The organism is Flavobacteriaceae bacterium, from assembly GCA_003443635.1.
In the GTDB taxonomy this organism is placed as follows: Bacteria; Bacteroidota; Bacteroidia; order Flavobacteriales; family Flavobacteriaceae; genus AU392.
Window position 1 is genome coordinate 1955875 of record CP031964.1, and the last position, 20270, is coordinate 1976144.

At 32.0% G+C, this 20270-nt stretch carries 19 protein-coding genes; 8 read left to right on the forward strand and 11 right to left on the reverse strand.

Going from position 1 to position 20270, the window contains the following annotated elements; genetic code table 11:
* The first annotated feature begins 38 nt into the window (after positions 1 to 38).
* Both D1817_08935 and D1817_08940 read left to right on the forward strand, forming a co-directional pair.
* On the forward strand, positions 39 to 827 hold the full coding sequence (locus tag D1817_08935) for a tRNA pseudouridine(38-40) synthase TruA (protein ID AXT20004.1): 789 nt from the start codon (positions 39 to 41) through the stop codon (positions 825 to 827).
* 38 nt (positions 828 to 865) lie between these two features.
* Positions 866 to 1543 (forward strand): DUF2461 domain-containing protein, encoded by a 678-nt coding sequence (locus D1817_08940; protein ID AXT20005.1) that lies wholly within the window; start codon positions 866 to 868, stop codon positions 1541 to 1543.
* A 7-nt stretch (positions 1544 to 1550) separates the two neighbouring features.
* Here D1817_08940 and D1817_08945 read toward each other — a convergent pair whose 3' ends face one another.
* Entirely contained in the window at positions 1551 to 1973 is a 423-nt protein-coding gene (locus D1817_08945) for a glyoxalase (GenBank protein AXT20006.1), read from the reverse strand.
* 164 nt (positions 1974 to 2137) lie between these two features.
* Here D1817_08945 and D1817_08950 point away from each other — a divergent pair, with 164 nt between their 5' ends.
* The 3 genes from D1817_08950 to D1817_08960 all read left to right on the forward strand — a co-directional run bounded on the left by D1817_08950 (position 2138) and on the right by D1817_08960 (position 5333).
* Entirely contained in the window at positions 2138 to 3025 is an 888-nt protein-coding gene (locus D1817_08950; protein ID AXT20007.1) for a DUF72 domain-containing protein, read from the forward strand.
* A gap of 113 nt (positions 3026 to 3138) precedes the next feature.
* Entirely contained in the window at positions 3139 to 4266 is a 1128-nt protein-coding gene (locus D1817_08955; GenBank protein ID AXT20008.1) for a hypothetical protein, read from the forward strand.
* Complete coding sequence (locus D1817_08960; protein ID AXT20009.1) at positions 4266 to 5333, forward strand: hypothetical protein; 1068 nt, start codon at positions 4266 to 4268, stop codon at positions 5331 to 5333. The genes D1817_08955 and D1817_08960 overlap by 1 nt, the downstream gene beginning before the upstream one ends.
* Before the next feature lie 8 nt (positions 5334 to 5341).
* On the opposite strand, the gene D1817_08965 is transcribed toward D1817_08960, so the two are convergent.
* Both D1817_08965 and D1817_08970 read right to left on the reverse strand, forming a co-directional pair.
* Positions 5342 to 6592 (reverse strand): mechanosensitive ion channel family protein, encoded by a 1251-nt coding sequence (locus tag D1817_08965; protein AXT20010.1) that lies wholly within the window; start codon positions 6590 to 6592, stop codon positions 5342 to 5344.
* Between the two features lies 1 nt (position 6593).
* A complete protein-coding gene (locus D1817_08970) occupies positions 6594 to 6872 on the reverse strand; it encodes a DUF3817 domain-containing protein (GenBank protein AXT21253.1) in 279 nt (92 codons plus the stop codon).
* 171 nt (positions 6873 to 7043) lie between these two features.
* Between D1817_08970 and D1817_08975 the strand changes: the two genes are divergently transcribed.
* Both D1817_08975 and D1817_08980 read left to right on the forward strand, forming a co-directional pair.
* On the forward strand, positions 7044 to 9527 hold the full coding sequence (locus tag D1817_08975; GenBank protein ID AXT20011.1) for a DUF5117 domain-containing protein: 2484 nt from the start codon (positions 7044 to 7046) through the stop codon (positions 9525 to 9527).
* Positions 9528 to 9711: 184 nt separating this feature from the next.
* Entirely contained in the window at positions 9712 to 10983 is a 1272-nt protein-coding gene (locus D1817_08980; GenBank protein AXT21254.1) for an NAD(P)/FAD-dependent oxidoreductase, read from the forward strand.
* Positions 10984 to 11003: 20 nt separating this feature from the next.
* On the opposite strand, the gene D1817_08985 is transcribed toward D1817_08980, so the two are convergent.
* Genes D1817_08985 through D1817_09010 form a run of 6 tightly spaced genes read right to left on the reverse strand, consistent with a single transcriptional unit; the run spans position 11004 to position 17313 of the window.
* Complete coding sequence (locus tag D1817_08985) at positions 11004 to 12221, reverse strand: polysulfide reductase (protein AXT20012.1); 1218 nt, start codon at positions 12219 to 12221, stop codon at positions 11004 to 11006.
* A 43-nt stretch (positions 12222 to 12264) separates the two neighbouring features.
* Positions 12265 to 13389 (reverse strand): 4Fe-4S dicluster domain-containing protein, encoded by a 1125-nt coding sequence (locus D1817_08990; protein AXT20013.1) that lies wholly within the window; start codon positions 13387 to 13389, stop codon positions 12265 to 12267.
* A gap of 10 nt (positions 13390 to 13399) precedes the next feature.
* Positions 13400 to 14032 (reverse strand): cytochrome C, encoded by a 633-nt coding sequence (locus tag D1817_08995; GenBank protein AXT20014.1) that lies wholly within the window; start codon positions 14030 to 14032, stop codon positions 13400 to 13402.
* Positions 14025 to 14735, reverse strand: coding sequence for a cytochrome C (locus tag D1817_09000; GenBank protein ID AXT20015.1), 711 nt, complete (start codon positions 14733 to 14735; stop codon positions 14025 to 14027). Before D1817_09000 ends, D1817_08995 begins: the two co-directional genes overlap by 8 nt.
* Positions 14736 to 14738: 3 nt before the next feature.
* Positions 14739 to 17066 (reverse strand): periplasmic nitrate reductase subunit alpha, encoded by a 2328-nt coding sequence (locus D1817_09005; protein AXT20016.1) that lies wholly within the window; start codon positions 17064 to 17066, stop codon positions 14739 to 14741.
* Between the two features lie 7 nt (positions 17067 to 17073).
* Positions 17074 to 17313, reverse strand: coding sequence for a hypothetical protein (locus D1817_09010; protein ID AXT20017.1), 240 nt, complete (start codon positions 17311 to 17313; stop codon positions 17074 to 17076).
* A gap of 172 nt (positions 17314 to 17485) precedes the next feature.
* On the opposite strand from D1817_09010, the gene D1817_09015 reads away from it, so the two are divergent.
* Complete coding sequence (locus D1817_09015; GenBank protein ID AXT20018.1) at positions 17486 to 17824, forward strand: LysR family transcriptional regulator; 339 nt, start codon at positions 17486 to 17488, stop codon at positions 17822 to 17824.
* A 203-nt stretch (positions 17825 to 18027) separates the two neighbouring features.
* On the opposite strand, the gene D1817_09020 is transcribed toward D1817_09015, so the two are convergent.
* Together D1817_09020 and D1817_09025 are read right to left on the reverse strand one after the other, a co-directional pair.
* Positions 18028 to 19290, reverse strand: a complete 1263-nt coding sequence (locus D1817_09020) for a hypothetical protein (protein AXT20019.1) — start codon at positions 19288 to 19290, stop codon at positions 18028 to 18030.
* A 474-nt stretch (positions 19291 to 19764) separates the two neighbouring features.
* Positions 19765 to 20226, reverse strand: a complete 462-nt coding sequence (locus D1817_09025; GenBank protein AXT20020.1) for a hypothetical protein — start codon at positions 20224 to 20226, stop codon at positions 19765 to 19767.
* Positions 20227 to 20270 lie beyond the last annotated feature (44 nt).

The window sequence follows — 20270 nt, forward strand, 5'->3', positions numbered from 1 at the left end:
TATTTTGCAATACATAATTTAATAACTTACTTGCCCTGATGTTTAATGAAAAGAAATATTTTTACCTTATTAAAGTCCAATATTTAGGATATCGTTTTCATGGCTGGCAAAAACAGCCTAAACTTAAAACGGTACATTTGATGATAGATCGCACACTTAATTTTATATTAAGTGGAGCTACATTTAAAACTTTGGGTTCTGGACGTACAGACGCTATGGTATCTGCAGAAGAGGCAGCTTTTGAATTGTTTTTAAGCCAACCAATTGAAGATTTAGATGAGTTTTTAGCACTTTTTAATCATAACCTCCCACAAGATATAAGAGCTTTATCTATTAACAAAATAGAAGATGCTAATTTCAATATTATTCAAAGTTCTAAAACTAAAGAATATCTTTATTTATTTACGCATGGACAAAAGCAGCATCCATTTTGTGCGCCAATAATGACAACTATTTTAGATAAGTTAGATATAGAAATTATGAAACAAGGAGCCCAGCTATTTGAAGGGACTCATAATTTTAAAAGTTATTGTTATAAAGCAACAGATAATGGTATTTATGAAAGAACACTTATTAAATGTGAATTAGTTGAAAACACTATTTATAAAGCTAATTTTTTTCCGGAAACTTCTTATCTGTTAAGAGTAAAAGGAAAAGGATTTATGCGTAATCAAATTAGACTAATGATGGGAACTTTGTTAGATTTAGGTAGAGGAGAAATTACATTAGATTATATTAAAAACAGTTTAAAACTAGAAAGCCAAGAAGTGATGAGCTCTATAGCACCAGCATCAGGACTAATATTACATAAACTCGATTTTGAATAAGATTTTTCTTTTTGTAATTTCATCAAAAATTAACACCTATGAGTATTAAAGTTCCTAAAGCTGCATTAGATTTTTTTAAGCAACTAGAAATTAATAATAACAGAGAATGGTTTACAGAACATAAAGTTGAATTTAAAACTGTTGAAACTGAAGTTAAACAATGTTATGCAGCAATTAATAATGTTTTAAATACTCATGACGAGATTGAAAAATTTAAACTCTTTCGTATTTATAGAGATGTGAGGTTTTCTAAAGATAAAACGCCGTATAAAACACATTTTGGAGGAAGTTATGGTAGAAAAAAACCAGAATTAAGAGGAGGGTATTATTTGCATATTGCACCTAATGACAAATCTTTTATAGCTACTGGGTTTTGGGAACCAAGTAAAGAAGATTTATATAGAATTCGTAAGGAATTAGAAATGGACGATGAAGAACTTCGAGGTATAATCAATAAAAGCTCATTTAAAAATATTTGGGGGGATTTAGTAGGAGATGAATTAAAAACTGCTCCTCGTGATTTTAATAAAGAGCATAAAGCCATTGATTTAATAAAGAAGAAGCAATTTATCTTCACTAAGAAATATACAGATAAAGAAGTATTAGGCGATAATTTCTTAGATGAAGTGAATATAGCTTTTAAAGCCATTCGTCCATATTTTGATTACATGAGTGATGTATTAACTACCGATTTGAATGGCGAATCCTTATTGTAATAATAAGTTAAATTATTTGTAATATACCTTCAGGCTTTTCAAAAAGTTGAATACTACTTAAAAGCCTATCTTTTACCATATTCATCATTCGTTTATTCAATGCTGAAGAATTTAGAGTATATACTTTATACTCATCAACAGTAAATTGACCTATTACCATCCCTTTAACACTATTTCTAAACTTCATATCCTTATGAATAGCATTTTCGATATAATCAATACGCTTTTCTAAAGATAGATCATAAAATACACTTTTGTGCTTTGTGATGTAGTTTCGAAACACTTCAATAAATAAAGAATGCTGTAGTTTTAAAATAGGACGGAGCGTAACATTTTGAAATCGTTCATCATCACTCATCTGATTATTAACTGAAGCTGCTAAAATTTGAGGGCGAATACTTAACAAATCGTGAAGTCTTTTATCATTCATTTTGCTTAGATTTGTATCTAAAGTTATGAATTAACCTAATTGAAAATAATTTCAAAACCTATTGTTGTTAACTAGGTTATTAACATTTAATTCCCGCAAACAAAGGCGGGAATCTCAAAATATGAACTTAATTTAAAAGATACTCGCCTTCGTGAGTAATTAATATGAAATTTGGAAGCGTCACTAATCCAGAGCAAATTGATTTTACTTTACCTGTAGATCACCCAAAAACGAAAGTTACTTTAGAGCGATTTAAAGATGATAATATTCCAGAAATATATGTAGGCTGTGCTAAATGGAATAAAGCAGATCTTAAAGGATTTTATCCAAGAGGGACAAAAGATGAGTTAAGTTATTATTCGCGTCAATTTAATTGTATTGAACTCAATGCAACATTTTATAGGATTTTCCCAGCAGAACAATTTTCTACTTGGTACGATAAAACTCCTAATGGTTTTAAATTTTTCCCAAAACTCAATCAAGAAATCAGCCATTGGAAGCGTTTAAATGAGGTTAAGGATGTAGTTGAGCATTATGTGTATAATGCCTCTAATCTTAAAGAAAAACTAGGTGCTATCTTCTTGCAAATGCATACAAATTTTGAACCTAAAGATTTTAATAGAGTTGTTCAATTTATTGAAGCTTGGCCTAAAGACGTAGATTTAGCTGTTGAATTCAGGCATACAGATTGGTATAATGACATTGCTGTTGCTAAAGAATTATATCATTTACTAGAAACTAATGGTATCTCAAATGTAATTGTAGATACAGCTGGTCGTCGTGATTTGATGCATATGCGATTAACAAATGAAACTGCGTTTGTACGTTATGTAGGCGCTAATCACAAAACAGATTATACAAGATTAGACGATTGGATAATCAGATTAAAAGAATGGAAAGAACAAGGTATTAAAGAGATTGATTTTTTTATTCATCAAAATATTGAAAAAGAATCTCCATTATTGGCAGCGTATTTCACAGAAAAATTAAATAAAGAATTGGGGTATAATTTAACTATTCCAAATCAAAATTTACAACAAAAACTACTCTAATGTTGCTGTTAAAATAGAGTTAATTGACGCTTAATCTAGTTTGTCAAGATGAATAAATATTATTTTTATAGAATTATACTATACTAATAATTAAACCATTAAAATATATTAAGATGAAAAAATTAATTTTAGGTATCGTTATTTGCGGAATGGCATTTATTACCATTTCTGCGATAAGCAAAAAAGATACCCCTACAACAACAAATCCATTAACTGCAAATTTCACAGTTGGGAATCCTGGAATAGCTTCAATTAATGCACTTAGCTTTGGTCCGGATGGTATTCTTTTTATAGGTGATTCTAAAAATGCTGCAGTTTATGCATTGGATACTAAAGACAATGCTACAAAAAGCAATACAGATCGTATTGTTGTAAGAGAAATTGATAACAAAATTGCTGCATCATTAGGAACTACTTCAGACAAAATAAGAGTAACGGACATGGCTGTTAACCCTGTGTCAAAAACAGTATACTTTTCTGTAAATGTAGCAGATGGAACTCCAGTGGTTTTAAAGCTAAACGGAGAAAATCTAGAAAACGTTAACTTAAAAGATATTGGTTATTCAAAAATAAATTTAACAAATCCAATTTCTGAAGATAAGAAAGATAGAAGAGGGCGTTCGCAACGTGCTTCAGCAATTTCAGATTTAAAATATCATGATGGAAAAGTAATGGTAACTGGTTTGTCTAATGAAGAGTTTAGCTCTACATTCAGAAGTATGCCTTTTCCTTTTACAGATGCTCAAGATCACGCGTCTTTAGAAATATATCACGCAGCTCATGCACGCTTTGAAACCTATGCACCGATTAGAACTTTTAGTGTTGTAAATATTGAAAACAAAGACTATTTAATGGCTAGTTATACGTGTACTCCACTAGTATTATTCCCTATGGATGATTTAAAAGGAGGAACACACGTAAAGGGGAGAACAGTTGCTGAGTTAGGTGCTGGTAATGCACCTTTAGATATGATTACCTTTGAAAGAGATGGGAAACCACATTTTTTAATGTCAAACTCTAATCGTCCAGTAATGCGTATTGATTATGAGGATATCATCAGCTTTAAATCTGAATTAACAGAACCTGTAAAGGGCTATGATACTGAAGGAGTTTCATACACAAATTTACCAATGGTAAATGTTTTGCAATTAGATAATTTAGATGCAAATAACATTGTTTATTTACAACGTACAGCTGGAGGTGAGCTTATTTTAATTAGCCGCCCAACTAATAGAGTATAATGATATTAAATAATAATATAAAAACGACTAAAGTTTTCTTCTTAGTCGTTTTTTGCTTTTTATTAGGTTGTAAAAATGAACATGACACGCCTGTAGAAGTTATATATAATAAATCAGGCAAAGCCACTGCAATTACATTTTCTTCTAGTCTAGCAACAAAAAATGCAAAAGTATTTTTAAATAGTAATTTAGAAACACCTGTTTTGGGGTCTTATAGTGCAAATGGAAACAATTATACTTTTGAACCAATTATTGCTTTTTCATCTGGAAAAACCTATATATTGATTGAGAATGATAATCAAAAATCTAGCTTCACTATAAACAATAATAGCAATGTGATTGCTCCAGAACTTGTTGCAATTTATCCATCTACCAATACAGTTCCTGAAAACTTATTGAAGATGTATTTTCAGTTTTCGAAACCAATGCAAGAGGTTGATTCTGCTTTAGATTTTATTAAAATCACTAACAATACAACAGGGGAAGAAGTAGATGTTTTTTTAGAGCTAACTACAGAACTTTGGAATAAAGAACATACAAGGTTAACGCTATGGTTAGATCCAGGTAGAATTAAAACCGATTTAATTCCGAATAAAGAAAAGGGATTGCCCATTTTAAAGGGAAATGAATATACATTGACGATTGATTCCAATTGGAGTGATGCTGAAGGAAATACATTAGGTAAACCTTATCAAAAAACATTTAGTGTTATTGAACGAGATGCTAAAAAGCCACGCTTAGAAGATTGGGAGTTATTAGTAAATCTTGATGTGTTAACCGTTCATTTTAACGAGCCTTTAGATGGTGTATTGGCTTCAAAATCATTTCAAGTTAAAAATATTAATAATGAAATAGTAGCTGGAAATTTTGAATTGATCAATAAAGAACAAACACTTAAATTCCAACCAGAACATCCATTTGCTTTAGGTGAATATACACTCATTGTGGAATCAAAATTAGAAGATTTAGCTGGTAATAATATGAATCACCCGTTTGATAATGACTTAACTATTGCGGAAAATCAAAACCCTACAGAAACAAAATCTCTTCAATTCATTGTAGAATAAAGATAATTTTATTTAACGATAAAACTTTTACTATTAGGTTGCTCAAACAATTCTAGACCAAAATAAGGGATAGCAGCAATCAAATGATCAAAAATATCAGACATAATATATTCATAATTCTCCCATCGTTTATCGCTACTAAACGCATAGATCTCTAAAGGAATTCCTTGAGTTGTAGGAGCTAATTGCCTCGCCATGATCATCATTTCTTTGTTAATAGCAGAATGTGATTTTAAATAAGATTCAATATATTTTCTAAATACACCAATGTTGGTCAGGTTTCTACCGTTGAGTAATAAATCTTTATTTATATTATTTTCATTATTAAACTCATTAACATCTGTTTCTCTAATATTTAAATATGAAGTTATTAATTCAATTTTTTTAAGATTATCTATTTCATTTTTAGATAGATACTTTATACTATCTAACTTTATACTTAAAGCACGTTTTATACGTCGACCATCTGAGTTTACCATCCCTCTCCAATTTCTAAAAGAATCAGAAATTAATGCATAAGTAGGAATAGTTGTTATAGTTTTATCGAAATTTTGAACCTTAACAGTCGAGAGGTTAATTTCCGTTACATCTCCATCAGCATCGTATTTATCCATGGTAATCCAATCTCCAATACGAACCATATCGTTAATTGAAACTTGTATACTAGCCACAAAACCTAAAATAGTATCTCTAAATACTAAAATAATAATTGCAGATGCAGCTCCTAAACCAGTAAGAAAATCTCCAAATTCTATATTATATAAAATAGCAACCGAAGACATCATTCCTATTAACCACGCAAAAATCATAAACACCTGAATATAGCTATCTATAGGTTTATCTTTTAAACGAGGTAAAGTTTTAAAGTAATCTTTTAAAGCATTTAATAAGCTTCTAGCTATCCATAAGATTAATATAATACCAAATACTTGTAATGCTTTAGTTATAAATACTTCTACATCATTGTGGAAATCTGTAAGCACATAAGGCAATGCTTTTAATGTAATGATGAGAGGAATAATATGGGCTATATTTCTAGAAACTTTATTTGCTACTAAAATATCATCAAACTGAGATTTAGAACGCTTCGCATAACGTGTAAATGTAGTTAACAATAGTTTTCGAATTAAAAAATCAATTCCAAAAACTACAATCAATAAAGCAATAATTAGCGCAAAAAGATTCAAGTAAATCGCTACGTTCTCAGAAACATCAATAGAAATTAAATAATCGTATAAAAGGTGTTTTATTTTATTCATATTATGCTTTTTTCAAATAAGTTCTATCTATATAAAATGTTCCAAAAGGTATAATAGAGGCTACTAAAACAATTCCAAAAGTTTTACCAGTCCATTGCATTTCAGGTTTTATCAAAAATGCTAAAGCAATATATCCTATAAATAATATACCGTGTGGCATCCCTAATAATTTTACAAACTGCGGTTCATCCAACAAGTATTTTACAGGAGTTGCTATACCTAATAGTAAAATGTATGATAAGCCTTCTAAAAAGGCAACAATTCTGAATATTTTAAACAATGAAAACATAAGCTTTAATTAATGATTGCAAAAATACTATAGATAGATTAAAATTAAGAGGTTAACAAGAGTTATTTTGATTAAAAAAGTCCTTAAAGTTTTGTGAAAAGAGATAAAAACTAAGCTTCTTTAATTACTTTTAGCGGCTAATCACACCAAAATTATCCAATTATGAAAAAAACGTTGTTTTTGACATTAGCATTATTAATATGTCTAATGCCAATTTCTAATCAAGCGCAATCCAAACGAAAAAAGAAAAAACAAGCAGCTATAGCTGCTGCAAAACCTGCTCCCAAGAAAAAAGAGGGAAAAATAAAATCTTACGATAAAGTTATCACTAAAGATGCTATCTCTGATGATGGCTTATTTACAGTACATAAAGTAGGAGAGAAGTATTTTTTTGAAATACCTAAAGAACATTTAGGTAAAGATATGTTATTAGTAAGTCGTATCGCTAAATTACCAGCTAATTTAGGTGGAGGATTTTTTAATGCCGGCACAAAAACAGGTGAACGTTTAGTTGCTTGGGAACGAGTTCATGATAAAATTTTAATCAAAGAGCGTTCTTATAATTCTGTTGCAGATGAAGAATTACCAATAAGCATTTCGGTAAGATCTAATAACTACGAGCCTACATTATATGCTTTTGATATTGCTGCATTTAGTAAAGACTCTACCAACATAGTAGTAGATGTTACTAAATTTTACAATAGTGATGTTAAAGCTATAAGTGGTTTGGCTGGGCGTTTACGTACACAATATAGAGTTCGTAATTTAGATGGATCTCGAAGCTTTATCAATTCTATGAAGAGTTTTCCTCAGAATATAGAAGTGATTCAAGATATGACTTATAATGCTTCAGCACCACCATCGGCTAGAGCTGCAGAATCAATTAGTTTACAAATGAATCAATCGATGATTTTACTTCCTGAAGAACCTATGCAACCTCGTTTTGCAGATGATCGTGTTGGGTGGTTTACAATGAATCAGGTTGATTATGGTAGTGAAGAGCTAAAGGCAGATACTAAAACTTATATTCGTAGATGGCGAATGGAACCCAAAGATCCTGCAGCTTATGCAAGAGGAGAGTTGGTTGAACCTGTAAAACCAATCGTTTATTATTTAGACCCTGCAACACCTGAAAATTTACGTAAATACATTAAAGAAGGTGTTGAGCTATGGCAAGGACCATTTGAAAAAGCTGGATTTAAAAATGCAATTATTGCTAAGTATCCACCAAGTAAAGAAGAGGATCCTGATTTTAGCCCAGAAGATGTACGCTATTCGGTTATCCGTTATGTAGCAAGTACAACTAGAAATGCAACTGGACCAAGTGTATCAGACCCACGAAGTGGTGAAATTATTGAAAGTGATATTATTTGGTATCATAATCATTTACGTTCATATAGAAATCGTTATTTATTAGAAACAGGAGCTGCAAACCCATCAGCAAGAACTTTAAATACGCCTGCTGAAGAAATTGGAGAAATGATGAAAATGGTAATTGCCCACGAAGTTGGACACGCTTTAGGTTTACCTCATAATATGAGTGCTAGTAAAGCTTATGATGTTGAAAGTTATCGAGATGGAGCATTTACTCAAAAATGGGGAATAGCAGCTACAATAATGGATTATGCGCGTTATAATTATATTGCACAACCAGGAGATACAGGTGTTCGTTTTGTTCGTCAAATGGGGCCTTATGACGATTATGCTATTAATTGGGGGTATCGTCATATTCCAGGAGCTAACTCTCCAGAAGCTGAAAAAAGTAAATTAGATGCATGGATTCTTGAAAAAGCTGGTGATCCAAGATATGTTTTTGGAAGACAAGGCAGTCGTTTTGATCCTATTTCTCAAACCGAAGATATTGGAAATGATGCTTTAAAAGCTGGAGATTATGCTTTAAGTAATTTGAAATATGTTGCAGAACATTTACCAGAATGGACGAGTGATGTCACTAATAATTATGATGATTTAGAAGAATTATATGGCGAGTTATTAGGTTCTTGGAATCGCTATATTGGACACGTCGCTACTAATGTAGGTGGAGTTTATGAAAACTTAATTAACCCAAACCAGGAAGGTGTGCCTTATCAAGCGGTTCCCAAAGAACTACAGAAAGCATCCATACAATGGTTACATAAAAATGCTTTTGCTACACCAACATGGTTGGTAGATAAAAAATTGCTAACAAATATTGATTATGCTGGATATACAGAACGTTTAAGACGTTTACAAAATAGATTCTTAAATGGATTATTAAGTTTTGATCGTTTAGGGCGTTTAATTGACCACGAAACGATAGATACTAATAATTATACTGCCTTAGCAATGCTTCAAGATATTAGAAAAGGAATTTTTAGTGAAGCCAATACAACACGGAATGTGGAAGTATATCGTCGTAATTTACAACGTTCTTATATCGATCGTATGGGATTTTTAATGACAGGAGAATTAAACCCTCAAACACAGCGATTTGGTGGACAATTTTTTAGTGTATCTCAATCAGATATCCGTGCTTTAGTACGTGGTGAATTAAATACATTAAAACGAATTATAAATACCGCAGCAAACCGTAATGTAAATACAATTACTAGATATCATTATAGAGATTGTTTAGAGCGTATAAATGCTATTTTAGACCCTAAATAAGTCTAAATAAGTTAAAAGATTTAGCTATTATTAAAAAGCCTTTTTGTGTAAAAACAAAGAGGCTTTTTTCATTATAAAACGAGGAAAAAGCTGTAATTTTATAGAAATAGTAAAAGCTTAGGTTTTATTTTTTGTAATATTTTTTTATAAGGGATAAAATGCTTAAAAACTGTTGTTTATGGAAATGAATATCCCAGAAATTGAGTTGCCAAGAATTGTAATTATTGGATGTGGTTTTGCTGGCCTTAAACTTACCAAAACTTTAAATGATAAAGTTTTTCAAATTGTTTTATTAGATAAGAATAACTATCACACATTTCAGCCTCTTATGTATCAGGTAGCTAGCTCTGGATTAGAACCTGATTCAATAGTCTATCCAATTAGAAAAATCTTTAAAGGCAAAAAAAACTTCCATTTTAGGATGGCTTCGGTTAACAATATAAATGATGAACAGAAAGAAATTCATACAGATATTGGTGCATTAAGATATGATTATCTAGTTATTGCAACAGGGGCAACTTCTAATTTTTTTGGATTAAAAAATATAGAAAAACACGCTTTTACCATGAAAAGCCTAGTAGATTCTTTGGATTTAAGAAGTATTATTCTTCAAAATTTTGAGAAAGCTCTAAATACATCTGATCTTAAAGAAAGAGAAAGCTATATGAATTTTGTTATAGTAGGTGCTGGTGCTACTGGGGTAGAATTAGCTGGAGCTTTAGCAGAACTTAAAAAATATGTGCTCCCTAAAGATTACCCAGACTTAGATATAAGACTGATGCAGATTCACGTTATTGAAGCTGCAGATAGAGTTCTTGCAAATATGAGTGAAAAGGCATCAACAAAATCTATTAAATTCTTAAAAGATTTAGGAATTAATGTTTGGTTAAATACAATGGTTAAAGATTATGATGGAAGCATAGTTAGTACTAGTGTAAATAATATTACTACAAAGACTTTAATTTGGTCGGCTGGGGTAAAAGGAACCTCTATTCCCGGATTAGAAGCTAAACAAACTAAAAGTAGCCGAATTGTTGTAGATGATAAAAATAAAGTTTTAAACCATGATGCAATTTTTGCAATAGGGGATATTGCCTCTATTGAATCTGAGCAAAATGGTATTGGACATGCAATGCTAGCATCTGTTGCTGGACAACAAGGAAAGCATTTAGGAAAAAATTTTAATGCTTTAGCTAAAAATTTAGAAATGAAACCCTTTCAATATAAAGACAAAGGGACAATGGCTACTATTGGGAGGTTTAGAGCAGTGGTAGATCTTTCGTTTGCAAAATTTGGCGGTGTATTTGCTTGGTTTATCTGGATGTTTTTACATTTAATGCTTTTAATTGATTTTAGGAATAGGCTAATTATTTTTGCTAACTGGAGCTGGAGCTTTTTTAATTATGATAAAGGGATTAGATTGATAACTCGTAATGTAAAAAGAATTGATGATTAATGAAAAAGGGAAATTAATTACTATTTATTAAAACGCAATTTCCCTAACTCAATATTGATCGCTGTTTTTGCTAATATAGTGAACACAAAAGCTCCCATTGCCCAAATACCAATAGTAACTCCAACCTCTATAAGTGTAGGTGTATATTCGACAATTTTACCATAAGGACCAGGAATAAAGCCTGGTACAATAAGCCCGAAACCTTTCTCAATCCAGATAGCTACAAAAAGTAAGAAACAGCAGAAATATAAAACTTTAAGGTTGTTTCTTAATTTTCCGAAGGTTAGCATTATAGTAGCTATGATATTCATGGAAATTGCCGTCCATATCCAAGGAAGAAGTACTGTTTTACCTTCGAGTCCAAAGAATAGGTAATAAGCACTTTCACTGTGATGTGTAGGTGCATAAAACTCTTTGAATAATTCAGAAATAAGCATAATAATATTTATTTGCGCAGCTATAGTGACAATCAATGCAATTTTTTTGATGGTTTTATCTTCTATTTTAAATGATGTGAATGATCGAATAACTGCCAAAACTAAAATAATTAATGCAGGACCAGCTGCAAATGCTGATGCTAAAAATCGAGGACCTAATAATGCATTATTCCAAAAAGGGCGTGCTTGTAAGCCCTGATATAAAAATGCTGTTACTAAGTGGATTCCAACAGCCCACAATACTGAAAGAATTGCTCCAGGAACATATATTTTTGGATTGGGTGTTTTTCCTTGATAACGTCTAAAGAGAATATAGAAAGGAATACTAATATTTAAAAATAAATAACCATTTAAAACAATAACATCCCAAGTTAACATAGAGTTAGGGAAATTAAATATACCTATACCAGGAATCATATGCCAAAGCACAGATGGACCTCCCATATCTGCTACAACAAAAGCGAGACACATAATAAGTGCAGCCACAGCCAATCCTTCTCCAATAAGTACAGCTTGTTTAAAGTCTATATCTTTAAGAACATAAGTGGGCATTACAAGCATTACAGCAGCAGCAGCAACACCTACTAAAAATGTAAAATTCGAGATGTACAAGCCCCAGCTAACACGATCTGTCATACCGGTAACACTGAGTCCATGCTCTAACTGAATAGAATAACAATACATTCCTATTAACATCACAAATGTTAAGAATCCCATCCAGATATGATATTTGCCAGATCCTTTTGTAATGATATCTAAACTATCTATAATTAAACTTTTAAAAACTTTTAATCGTCTCATTGTTATATTAAATATGTAATTTTAATTGTAATGATATTGCAGGTTAATCCATAAAATACCAGAACTTTGGTTCAGTACCTAAATCTTCTTTAAGCCTAAATACTTTTTTGTTTTCTAATACCCAACGTATGGTACTATTTGGATCTAAAAGGTTTCCAAATATTCTAGCCCCGGTAGGACATGCTTCAACACAGGCAGGGTTTTTGCCTTTTCTGGAGCGTTGTACACAAAAGGTGCATTTTTCCATAACTCCTTTTTTACGCATTCTATTCCCTAAATAATGTTGATTTTTGTTGATTTCTGCTTCAGGAACTTCGGGCTTACTCCAATTAAATCGCCTTCCATCATAAGGGCATGCAGCCATACAATAGCGACACCCTACACACCAATCGTAATCAATTACTACAAGACCGTCATCTTCTCTCCAAGTGGCCTGCACAGGGCAAACTTCAACACAAGGTGGATTGTCGCAATGAAAGCATTGTGTACCCATATAAAAATGACCTTTTGCTGGTACTTCATGATAGTAATTATCGTCCGCTTCATTAAACTTAAAACCTTTGCCATCTTTCATTTCATGAATTCTGATATATTGCATTTGAGAATTTCTATCTTGATTATTCTCTTCCACACAAGCACTCACACAATCCATATAACCTTGGCACTTAGAAATATTAAAGGCATACCCAAAAAGCACATCTTCTTTAGAGTTTTCAGCAGTCATACTAATATTTTTTCCTGTTCGCAATTCATAAGATCTCATTAACCGCTCTACAGTGGCTTTTCTTTCTTCATCTGTCATTACTTTATAATTACCTTTAAATTGCTCTTCCCAGTCAATTTGTGCTTTCTCTTTGGTGTCATCATCTGTAACAACACTACAAGCAGTGCTAGCAGCGCCTGCGCCAATAAGTAAGCTTGCAGTTAATTTTCTAAAAGCTGTCCTTCTATCCATTTTAACATCAAACACTTGATCAAAACCATCTTTATGACGTTCTTCTCCAATAGAAACATCGATGGTTGCTTCAAGAAAAGCATCATCACTCATTCCATTTTCATGACTATTACAACAACCTCCAGAGGTATTTCCGCATCCACAAGCTTTAGAAGTTTCCTTTTTTTTATGAAACCCTAAATCGAGAGTATACCATTTTTTACTTTCACCCATACCTTATATTTTAGTGTTCTATTTGTTCTTCTCGTTCTTTAACTTTTTCTGTATTATATCTTTTTGGCCATCGTGTTTCAAATCCTGGTTTATGAGGATTATGGCAATTAACACAGGTAAATGATGCTCTTGGAGGCGCCCATCCTGCAACTTTTTTACCATGAGCACCACCTTTCCAATCTTCAAATTGTGAAGAATGACATTGTGCACATAGTTTATAACTTGCATTAAAATCTATAGCATTACCTGTAATTGTATTGAGATTGTTCATATCATTTCCGTTATGACACGTAATACAATTCATTGTAGTATTGCTAGCATGATTGAGCTTTATATCCCAATGTGCTTTTTTTCCATTTAAGCCTTTCATTTGCTTTAAAGGTTTGTTGTGACACTCAATACAAGCAAATGATTTTAATTGCCCTTTTCGTTCTGGAATTAAAAACGTGTGGTCTCCTTCAGTAATCTTAATAAGATCTGTGCCTTCAAGCAATGCTTCAGAACTTATTGATGTACCATGATAGTTTTCGCTTTCAGCTTCTATTTTATCTATGATACCATGATATTCATTTTCTTTATGTTTGCAAGAGGTTAGAAGTACTAGTAATACTGCTAATACATATATGTTATTTTTTTTATTCATTAGTAAATTGCCTTATAAATGTATCGGTATGTATACTCATTGATTGGTGTTCTACTTTTTTTGGTAAATGGCATTGTCTACAATTAATGCGCTCTGGATGCAATACTCTAATTTCTTTTGGAGCACTGGGCCCAGCATGACAAGACAAACAATTTTCCCTCATTTGCAATTGGTGAGGAATCATAGGAGGGCTTCCAGCTAAAGCATTATTGGCACCTTTACCTACACTTGGTGGTTTCATTTTTATAAAAGCGGTTTCTCGAAATTGAGCGTTTGTCTTTTTTGTAACATGACATTGTCGACAATTAATCATTTCTGGATGCGGTGTTACGGGAGCATAGGCGTTAAATTTTTGTACAAATCCACCATTTTGATGACATTGTAAACAAGTATTACCTCCCATACTTCGTTCTTTTACAATAGGGTGTGGTATGCTGGGAGGAGCGCCCAGATATGCCCTGTTTTCATAATAATTATCGATAGAACGTTGATGATTTTCGTCGATAGGCATATTTGAATAATCCAATGCGAAATTAGATCGCCTGAAAACACCACTTTCGGAAGGTATAGAAGGTATAGACGACTCTTTAACTATTGGGATATAAGCTTCTTCTAAACCTTTTTGATAGCTAAAATTCCAAATGATGATAAAAGCTATAAAAATGACAACAAAAAATGATATGATTCCTAATCTTTTTCGCATAATCTAAGCTTTTTCAACTCTTACAGAGCATTTTTTATAATCAGGTTCTTTAGAAATCGGACAAAAAGAATCGAGGGTAATGTCGTTAATGAGCATACTCTCATCAAAAAAGGGTACAAATACTTGTTTTCTGGCCGGTACACCACGCTGATTAACAGATGCTGGTAATATAATGTCGCCACGCCTTGTTGTCAATTTTACTCGATCTCCGGTTCTTATTTGCATCTCTTTAGCATCTTCTGGATGCAACTCTACATAGGCTGCAGGCATTGCTTGATGTAATACTGGTATTCGTCGTGTCATAGAGCCTGTATGCCAATGTTCTACAACGCGACCTGTACATAACCAAAATGGAAATTCTCCATCTGGCTCTTCTGCAGCTGGTTCATAGGGGCGTTGCCATATTACAGCTTTACCATCAGGTTTTCCATAAAAATGAAAATCCTCTCCATTAGAACAAGCTGGGTCGTATTTAGAATTAAATCGCCATTTTGTTGACTTTCCATCCACATAAGGCCATAATGCTCCAGATTGTGATTTTAAAACCTCTAAAGGCGCCATGTTATGTTTTTTACCCACGTGATGCTTACGATATTCATTATAAATTTCTTCAATATGAGTATCATCTTTATAATAAAATTGTTTTTCAAAACCCATACGTTTTGCCACTTCTATAAGCTGTTTGGTATCACTCATTGCTTCTCCAGGTGGCTCCACCATTTGTTCGAAATATTGTGTGCGGCGCTCAGAATTACCATACATACCTTCACGCTCTATCCACATGGCACTTGGCAGAATAACATCTGCTATATCTGTAGTAGGAGTAGGGTATATGTCTGAAACAACTATAAAGCGTCCTTCTTTTTTTGCACCATCGCGATAACGCTTCAATTTTGGCATCGTTACCATTGGGTTAGTTACTTGAATCCACATAAAACGAATATCTCCACGATCGAGTGCTCTAAACATTTCTACAGTATGATATGTGGGTTTAGAAGGGATATTATCAACAGGAACATCCCATATTTTCGCCGCAAATTCACGATGTTCTTTATTGGTTACTAAACCATGAGGAAGTTTATGTGTTAAAGTACCCACTTCTCGTACTGTACCACATGCACTTGGTTGCCCAGTTAATGAAAAAGGACTATTACCAGGTTGCGATATTTTTCCAGTTAGAAGATGAATATTGTAAACAATATTGTTCATCCAGGTGCCTCTAGAGTGTTGATTCATCCCCATACACCATAAAGACATCACTTTTTTATTAGGGTCTCCATAGTAAGATGCTAAGTGTTTTATGTCTTTGGCAGATACGCCTGTGAGTTTTTCTACTTTCTCAGGACTATAATCTTCGAGGAATTTCTTGTAATCTTCAAAAGTGATGGCTTCTGGTTGATCTTTAAAACTATAATTATCTTCAAGGCCATAGCCCATTTGTGTAAGTCCTTTACTAAAGTTACAGTGTTTCTCAATAAAAGAATTATTTACCCAATTATTTTTAATAATCTCATAACAAATAGCATTACCAATAGCTAAATCTGTTTGTGGAGTAAATATGATAGATTTATCTGCCGCCATACTTGTACGAGTAGTGCGAGTAGCTAAATCAATAATTTTCACACCTCTTTTAAGGCGCTGATCTAAGAGCCTTGAAAATAGTACAGGGTGCATTTCGGCCATATTATTTCCCCAGAGTACAAATACATCTGCATAATCTATATCTTCATAACAACCCATAGGTTCATCAAGGCCAAAAGATGTTAAGAAACCTGTTACGGCGGTAGCCATACATAAGCGTGCATTAGCTTCTACATTATTGGTACCTATACATCCTTTAAATAGTTTAGATGCCACATAACCATCTGGGATGGTCCATTGCCCAGAACCATATATAGATACTGAGTCTTTTCCGTAACCTTTTATCGTTTCTTTCATTTTAGAGGCAATTAGATCTAAAGCTTCTGGCATTGAGGTTTCTATATATTCCCCATTCTTTTTAACTAATGGTTTTGTTAAGCGGTCCTTACCATATAATGCCATGATAGAATGGTATCCTTTTACGCAACATAACCCTTTATTAACGGATGAGTTTGGATCTCCTTTTACAGCTACAGCTTTACCTTTTTCTGTTCCTATTAATACACCACAACCTACACCACAAAATCGACAAGGTGCTTTTTTCCAATCTAGGTTTGCATTTTTAGGGATACCTTTTTCTTGCTCACTAGCAAATAAGATTCCGGGAAACATTGTAGCAGCAGCTGTCATTGCAGACATCATGGCCATTTTTTTTATAAAGCTTCTTCTGTTGGATAATGAATTGTACATGGGCTTGCTAATTTTGTGAAGGGGTATTAAATCCTGAAACCATAGCTAATAGTTTTAAGCTTTCAATTTTTTCTAATTTTTCTTTAAGAATTTCTTCAGATACTTTGTTTAAAGTATCTGTTATTAAGATCAAAACATCTTTGTTTTTTGAAGGAATCACTTCACACTCTTCTAATGCTGATAAAGCAAGTATTAAATGCTCTTTTTGACCATCGCAAGGGTGTGCTAAATAGCTTTTTATAGGCATGGTTTTGTGTTAATTTTCTCTTAAACAAGGTACAAAAAAAAGAAGTAGACAGAACATGATTTTTATCATAAAATAAAGATTATCAGGGCGGTATCTTTGTGAAGAGATAGCGCTATATCATAAAATATCTTTAGATCAAGAAGTTAAATAATTGAAAAAAATGCATATGAATATGAACTATACTATAAAAAGTAGGATTTGGATAGAAATTAATGATAAAATCTTCCTTGGAGAGGGGAGAGTTCAACTTTTAAAAGCGATAGAAACGACAGGTTCTTTATCAAAAGCTGCACAAAACTTAAAGATGTCCTATCAAAAAGCGTGGAATTTAATCGACTCTATAAATAGAGTAACTGAAAAACCTGTTGTGATAAAAAACATTGGAGGTAAAAATGGAGGAGGAGCAGAGTTAACACTCTATGGACAAGCCTTGATTAAAGCGTTTGAAAAGATTAATAAGAGTTGTTGGAAATATTTAGATAAGCAAATAAGCAAAATATCAGATTTATAATGTTTAATCAGAAAAGCATTTTATTTATTTAAGTAAGTGTATTAATTAAAATAGAAACAGGAATTTAAGTTCCTGTTTCTATTTATATATTATTTTAAATCTTAAACCTGTTAAAAGCCTCTTTTTCTAATGTTTCTCTATGACCTAGATGAGAAATAGCTGTAATGGAGGTCTATTACTTTTATATTCATTATGTATGATGCTTATTTAGTTACAAATAATGTAGGTTTTATGGTAAGCATCACCCATGCCCAGTTGTTGGTATTCCCATCAAAGTTATTCCGTAATATTTCAAGTCCGTTTACTTCAAAAAGATGAGAATACCCGGCTTTTAATACTACATCTTTATAAATCTTTCTAGTGTAAACTATATCGATTTCAGTACCTAATTGTTTAGAATTATCACCAGGGATATTACCATCAGCAGAAAAATTATGAAAAGCAATTGTTCCATTAGAAACCTTATCTAACTTCACGTTAATTTTAGCATTGAGATCTAATAAACCTACATTATTAATATGGTTACCAACAAAAAAATAATCCATGAGACCGTTAAACTTATGGTTAGTACCAAAAAAAGGATTAAAAGCGTCATTATTTCCGTTAGAAGGAGTAGCATCATCATTACCACTAATTAACTCTATTCCTAAACCAGCATTCCATGTTTTAGACAAGGCATAATTTGCATCTAAAGATAGGAGGTAAGCACTTAAATCATTATTGTTTAGATCATTTCCAAACTGATAATATAAATTGGATTGTAACTTGAGTTTAGATTTATTATAAACCAAATGAGTTCCTACAGTTTGACTATATCTGGTATCTGTATTACTATTGTCTGCAGGATCAATAAATTGCAATCCATTGTTTAAAAATAGGAAACTAACATTAAAATTAGACCAATCCTTATGTAACCATAAATATTGGATTGCTTTATAGTTGTTAGAAACAGTTAATACAGTTCCTGTTAAACTCTCATTATCTTGATTAAACCCAAAACCGAGTTCAAATCTTAGTTTATCCTTTTTAAATTTTAAAAGTGCTAAATCATGACTTCTTGCTTGTTGAGCCCAATCTACATTTCCGAAAATACGGCTATCATCATATATTACTTCTTGTCGACCCAGTTTTATAGAAAAATTTGAATCGAGGAGGAGCTCAGCCCAAGCTTGATGTAATGAAAAACCGTTATTATCTCTTCTGTTAAGTTGTGGAACATCACCCCAAACTCGAATATCTTGAACGCTTAAAAAAAGTTTTAATTTCTCTAGTTTATAGGCAGTATTAATTCTTGTTCTTTGTGAAACAAAGGCTGCAGGATCTTCACCATCTGCAAATAAGTTTGAAAAACCGTGTCTGTACTCAAAACGAGGGCGTAATTCTGTATCAATTTTTAATTGTTGTGCATTTATATTTAAAAAAAATAAAATAAAACACACGAGAAGAAATGGTTGATTTAATTTCATATTTTTTGGTTAATTGTTTGTTCTACAAAATTAAATATAGAGAGTATACATTTATATGATTTTTATCATACTTGTAAAGTTTGTTGGGAGTGTAGTATAGTTTATAAAATTCTATTTTACATAATATAAATTATAGTACATTTTATAATATTGCTTCATCCACTGGATAAACCAATATTATAAGAATGATGGCGTGCTGGGGATTAACGTGCATATTCTATGTAGCTATAATGATACTATGTAAAATAGAGCTTCACGTTAACTTTAATATTCTGTACAAATGAGCAAGATTTTATTTTTTAAGCGATTCTCAGCGATTAGCTTTTTGTATAATTAAAATGTAACTATAATTTGACGTTATGTAAAATATCCGCTGCCAACGCTTATTGTTTTTACAAATCAAATTGCTTAATGCAATTTATTTTAAACACAATTTCCAACCGCTTGCCAGCTACAAAGTAAAAGTTAATCTTCTTAAGTCACCACTTTAATATTAAGAATATTGAAGTTCATTAACAGAATTAATAGCACTAATAAAAACCCAAAAAGTATTAGAAACTTTTTTGGATTTATATTTACCTCATATCTATAATTTTTAGGCTCTACTTTTAAAGAAAGTTTATATCCTCTCCCACGTATTGTTTCTATATTAATTGAGTCCTGATAATTTTCTGAAAGTAATTTTCTTAAATCTGATACTGCCCTAGTTAATGATTCTTCGTTTACAATAGTATCTGCCCAAATGTTATCAACTAAATAATTTCGTGAAACATTAGTATTGACATTATAACTTAAAAAATAAAGAAGCTTCGAAAGTCGAGGCTCAATTAAAAGCGCTTTCCCTTTTGGGCTTTTGGTAATCCCATAGGTCGAAGAAAACTTCCATTTTCCAACTTTTGCAATACCCTCCATTTTAGTATCTGCTTCAATTTTCATATTAATTGGATGTTTAATTCACATTTTTTTTAATTCTATCTAAT

Coding starts and splice junctions, on each gene's coding strand:
- D1817_08935 (AXT20004.1), top strand. CDS start 39: ATGTTTAATGAAAAGAAATATTTTTACCTTATTAAAGTCCAATATTTA.
- D1817_08990 (AXT20013.1), bottom strand. CDS start 13,389: ATGGGTGAAAGTAAAAAATGGTATACTCTCGATTTAGGGTTTCATAAA.
- D1817_09000 (AXT20015.1), bottom strand. CDS start 14,735: ATGCGAAAAAGATTAGGAATCATATCATTTTTTGTTGTCATTTTTATA.
- D1817_08950 (AXT20007.1), top strand. CDS start 2,138: ATGAAATTTGGAAGCGTCACTAATCCAGAGCAAATTGATTTTACTTTA.
- D1817_08940 (AXT20005.1), top strand. CDS start 866: ATGAGTATTAAAGTTCCTAAAGCTGCATTAGATTTTTTTAAGCAACTA.
- D1817_08955 (AXT20008.1), top strand. CDS start 3,139: ATGAAAAAATTAATTTTAGGTATCGTTATTTGCGGAATGGCATTTATT.
- D1817_09020 (AXT20019.1), bottom strand. CDS start 19,290: ATGAAATTAAATCAACCATTTCTTCTCGTGTGTTTTATTTTATTTTTT.
- D1817_08965 (AXT20010.1), bottom strand. CDS start 6,592: ATGAATAAAATAAAACACCTTTTATACGATTATTTAATTTCTATTGAT.
- D1817_08985 (AXT20012.1), bottom strand. CDS start 12,221: ATGAGACGATTAAAAGTTTTTAAAAGTTTAATTATAGATAGTTTAGAT.
- D1817_08945 (AXT20006.1), bottom strand. CDS start 1,973: ATGAATGATAAAAGACTTCACGATTTGTTAAGTATTCGCCCTCAAATT.
- D1817_09005 (AXT20016.1), bottom strand. CDS start 17,066: ATGTACAATTCATTATCCAACAGAAGAAGCTTTATAAAAAAAATGGCC.
- D1817_08995 (AXT20014.1), bottom strand. CDS start 14,032: ATGAATAAAAAAAATAACATATATGTATTAGCAGTATTACTAGTACTT.
- D1817_08960 (AXT20009.1), top strand. CDS start 4,266: ATGATATTAAATAATAATATAAAAACGACTAAAGTTTTCTTCTTAGTC.
- D1817_09025 (AXT20020.1), bottom strand. CDS start 20,226: ATGAAAATTGAAGCAGATACTAAAATGGAGGGTATTGCAAAAGTTGGA.
- D1817_09010 (AXT20017.1), bottom strand. CDS start 17,313: ATGCCTATAAAAAGCTATTTAGCACACCCTTGCGATGGTCAAAAAGAG.
- D1817_09015 (AXT20018.1), top strand. CDS start 17,486: ATGAACTATACTATAAAAAGTAGGATTTGGATAGAAATTAATGATAAA.
- D1817_08980 (AXT21254.1), top strand. CDS start 9,712: ATGAATATCCCAGAAATTGAGTTGCCAAGAATTGTAATTATTGGATGT.
- D1817_08975 (AXT20011.1), top strand. CDS start 7,044: ATGAAAAAAACGTTGTTTTTGACATTAGCATTATTAATATGTCTAATG.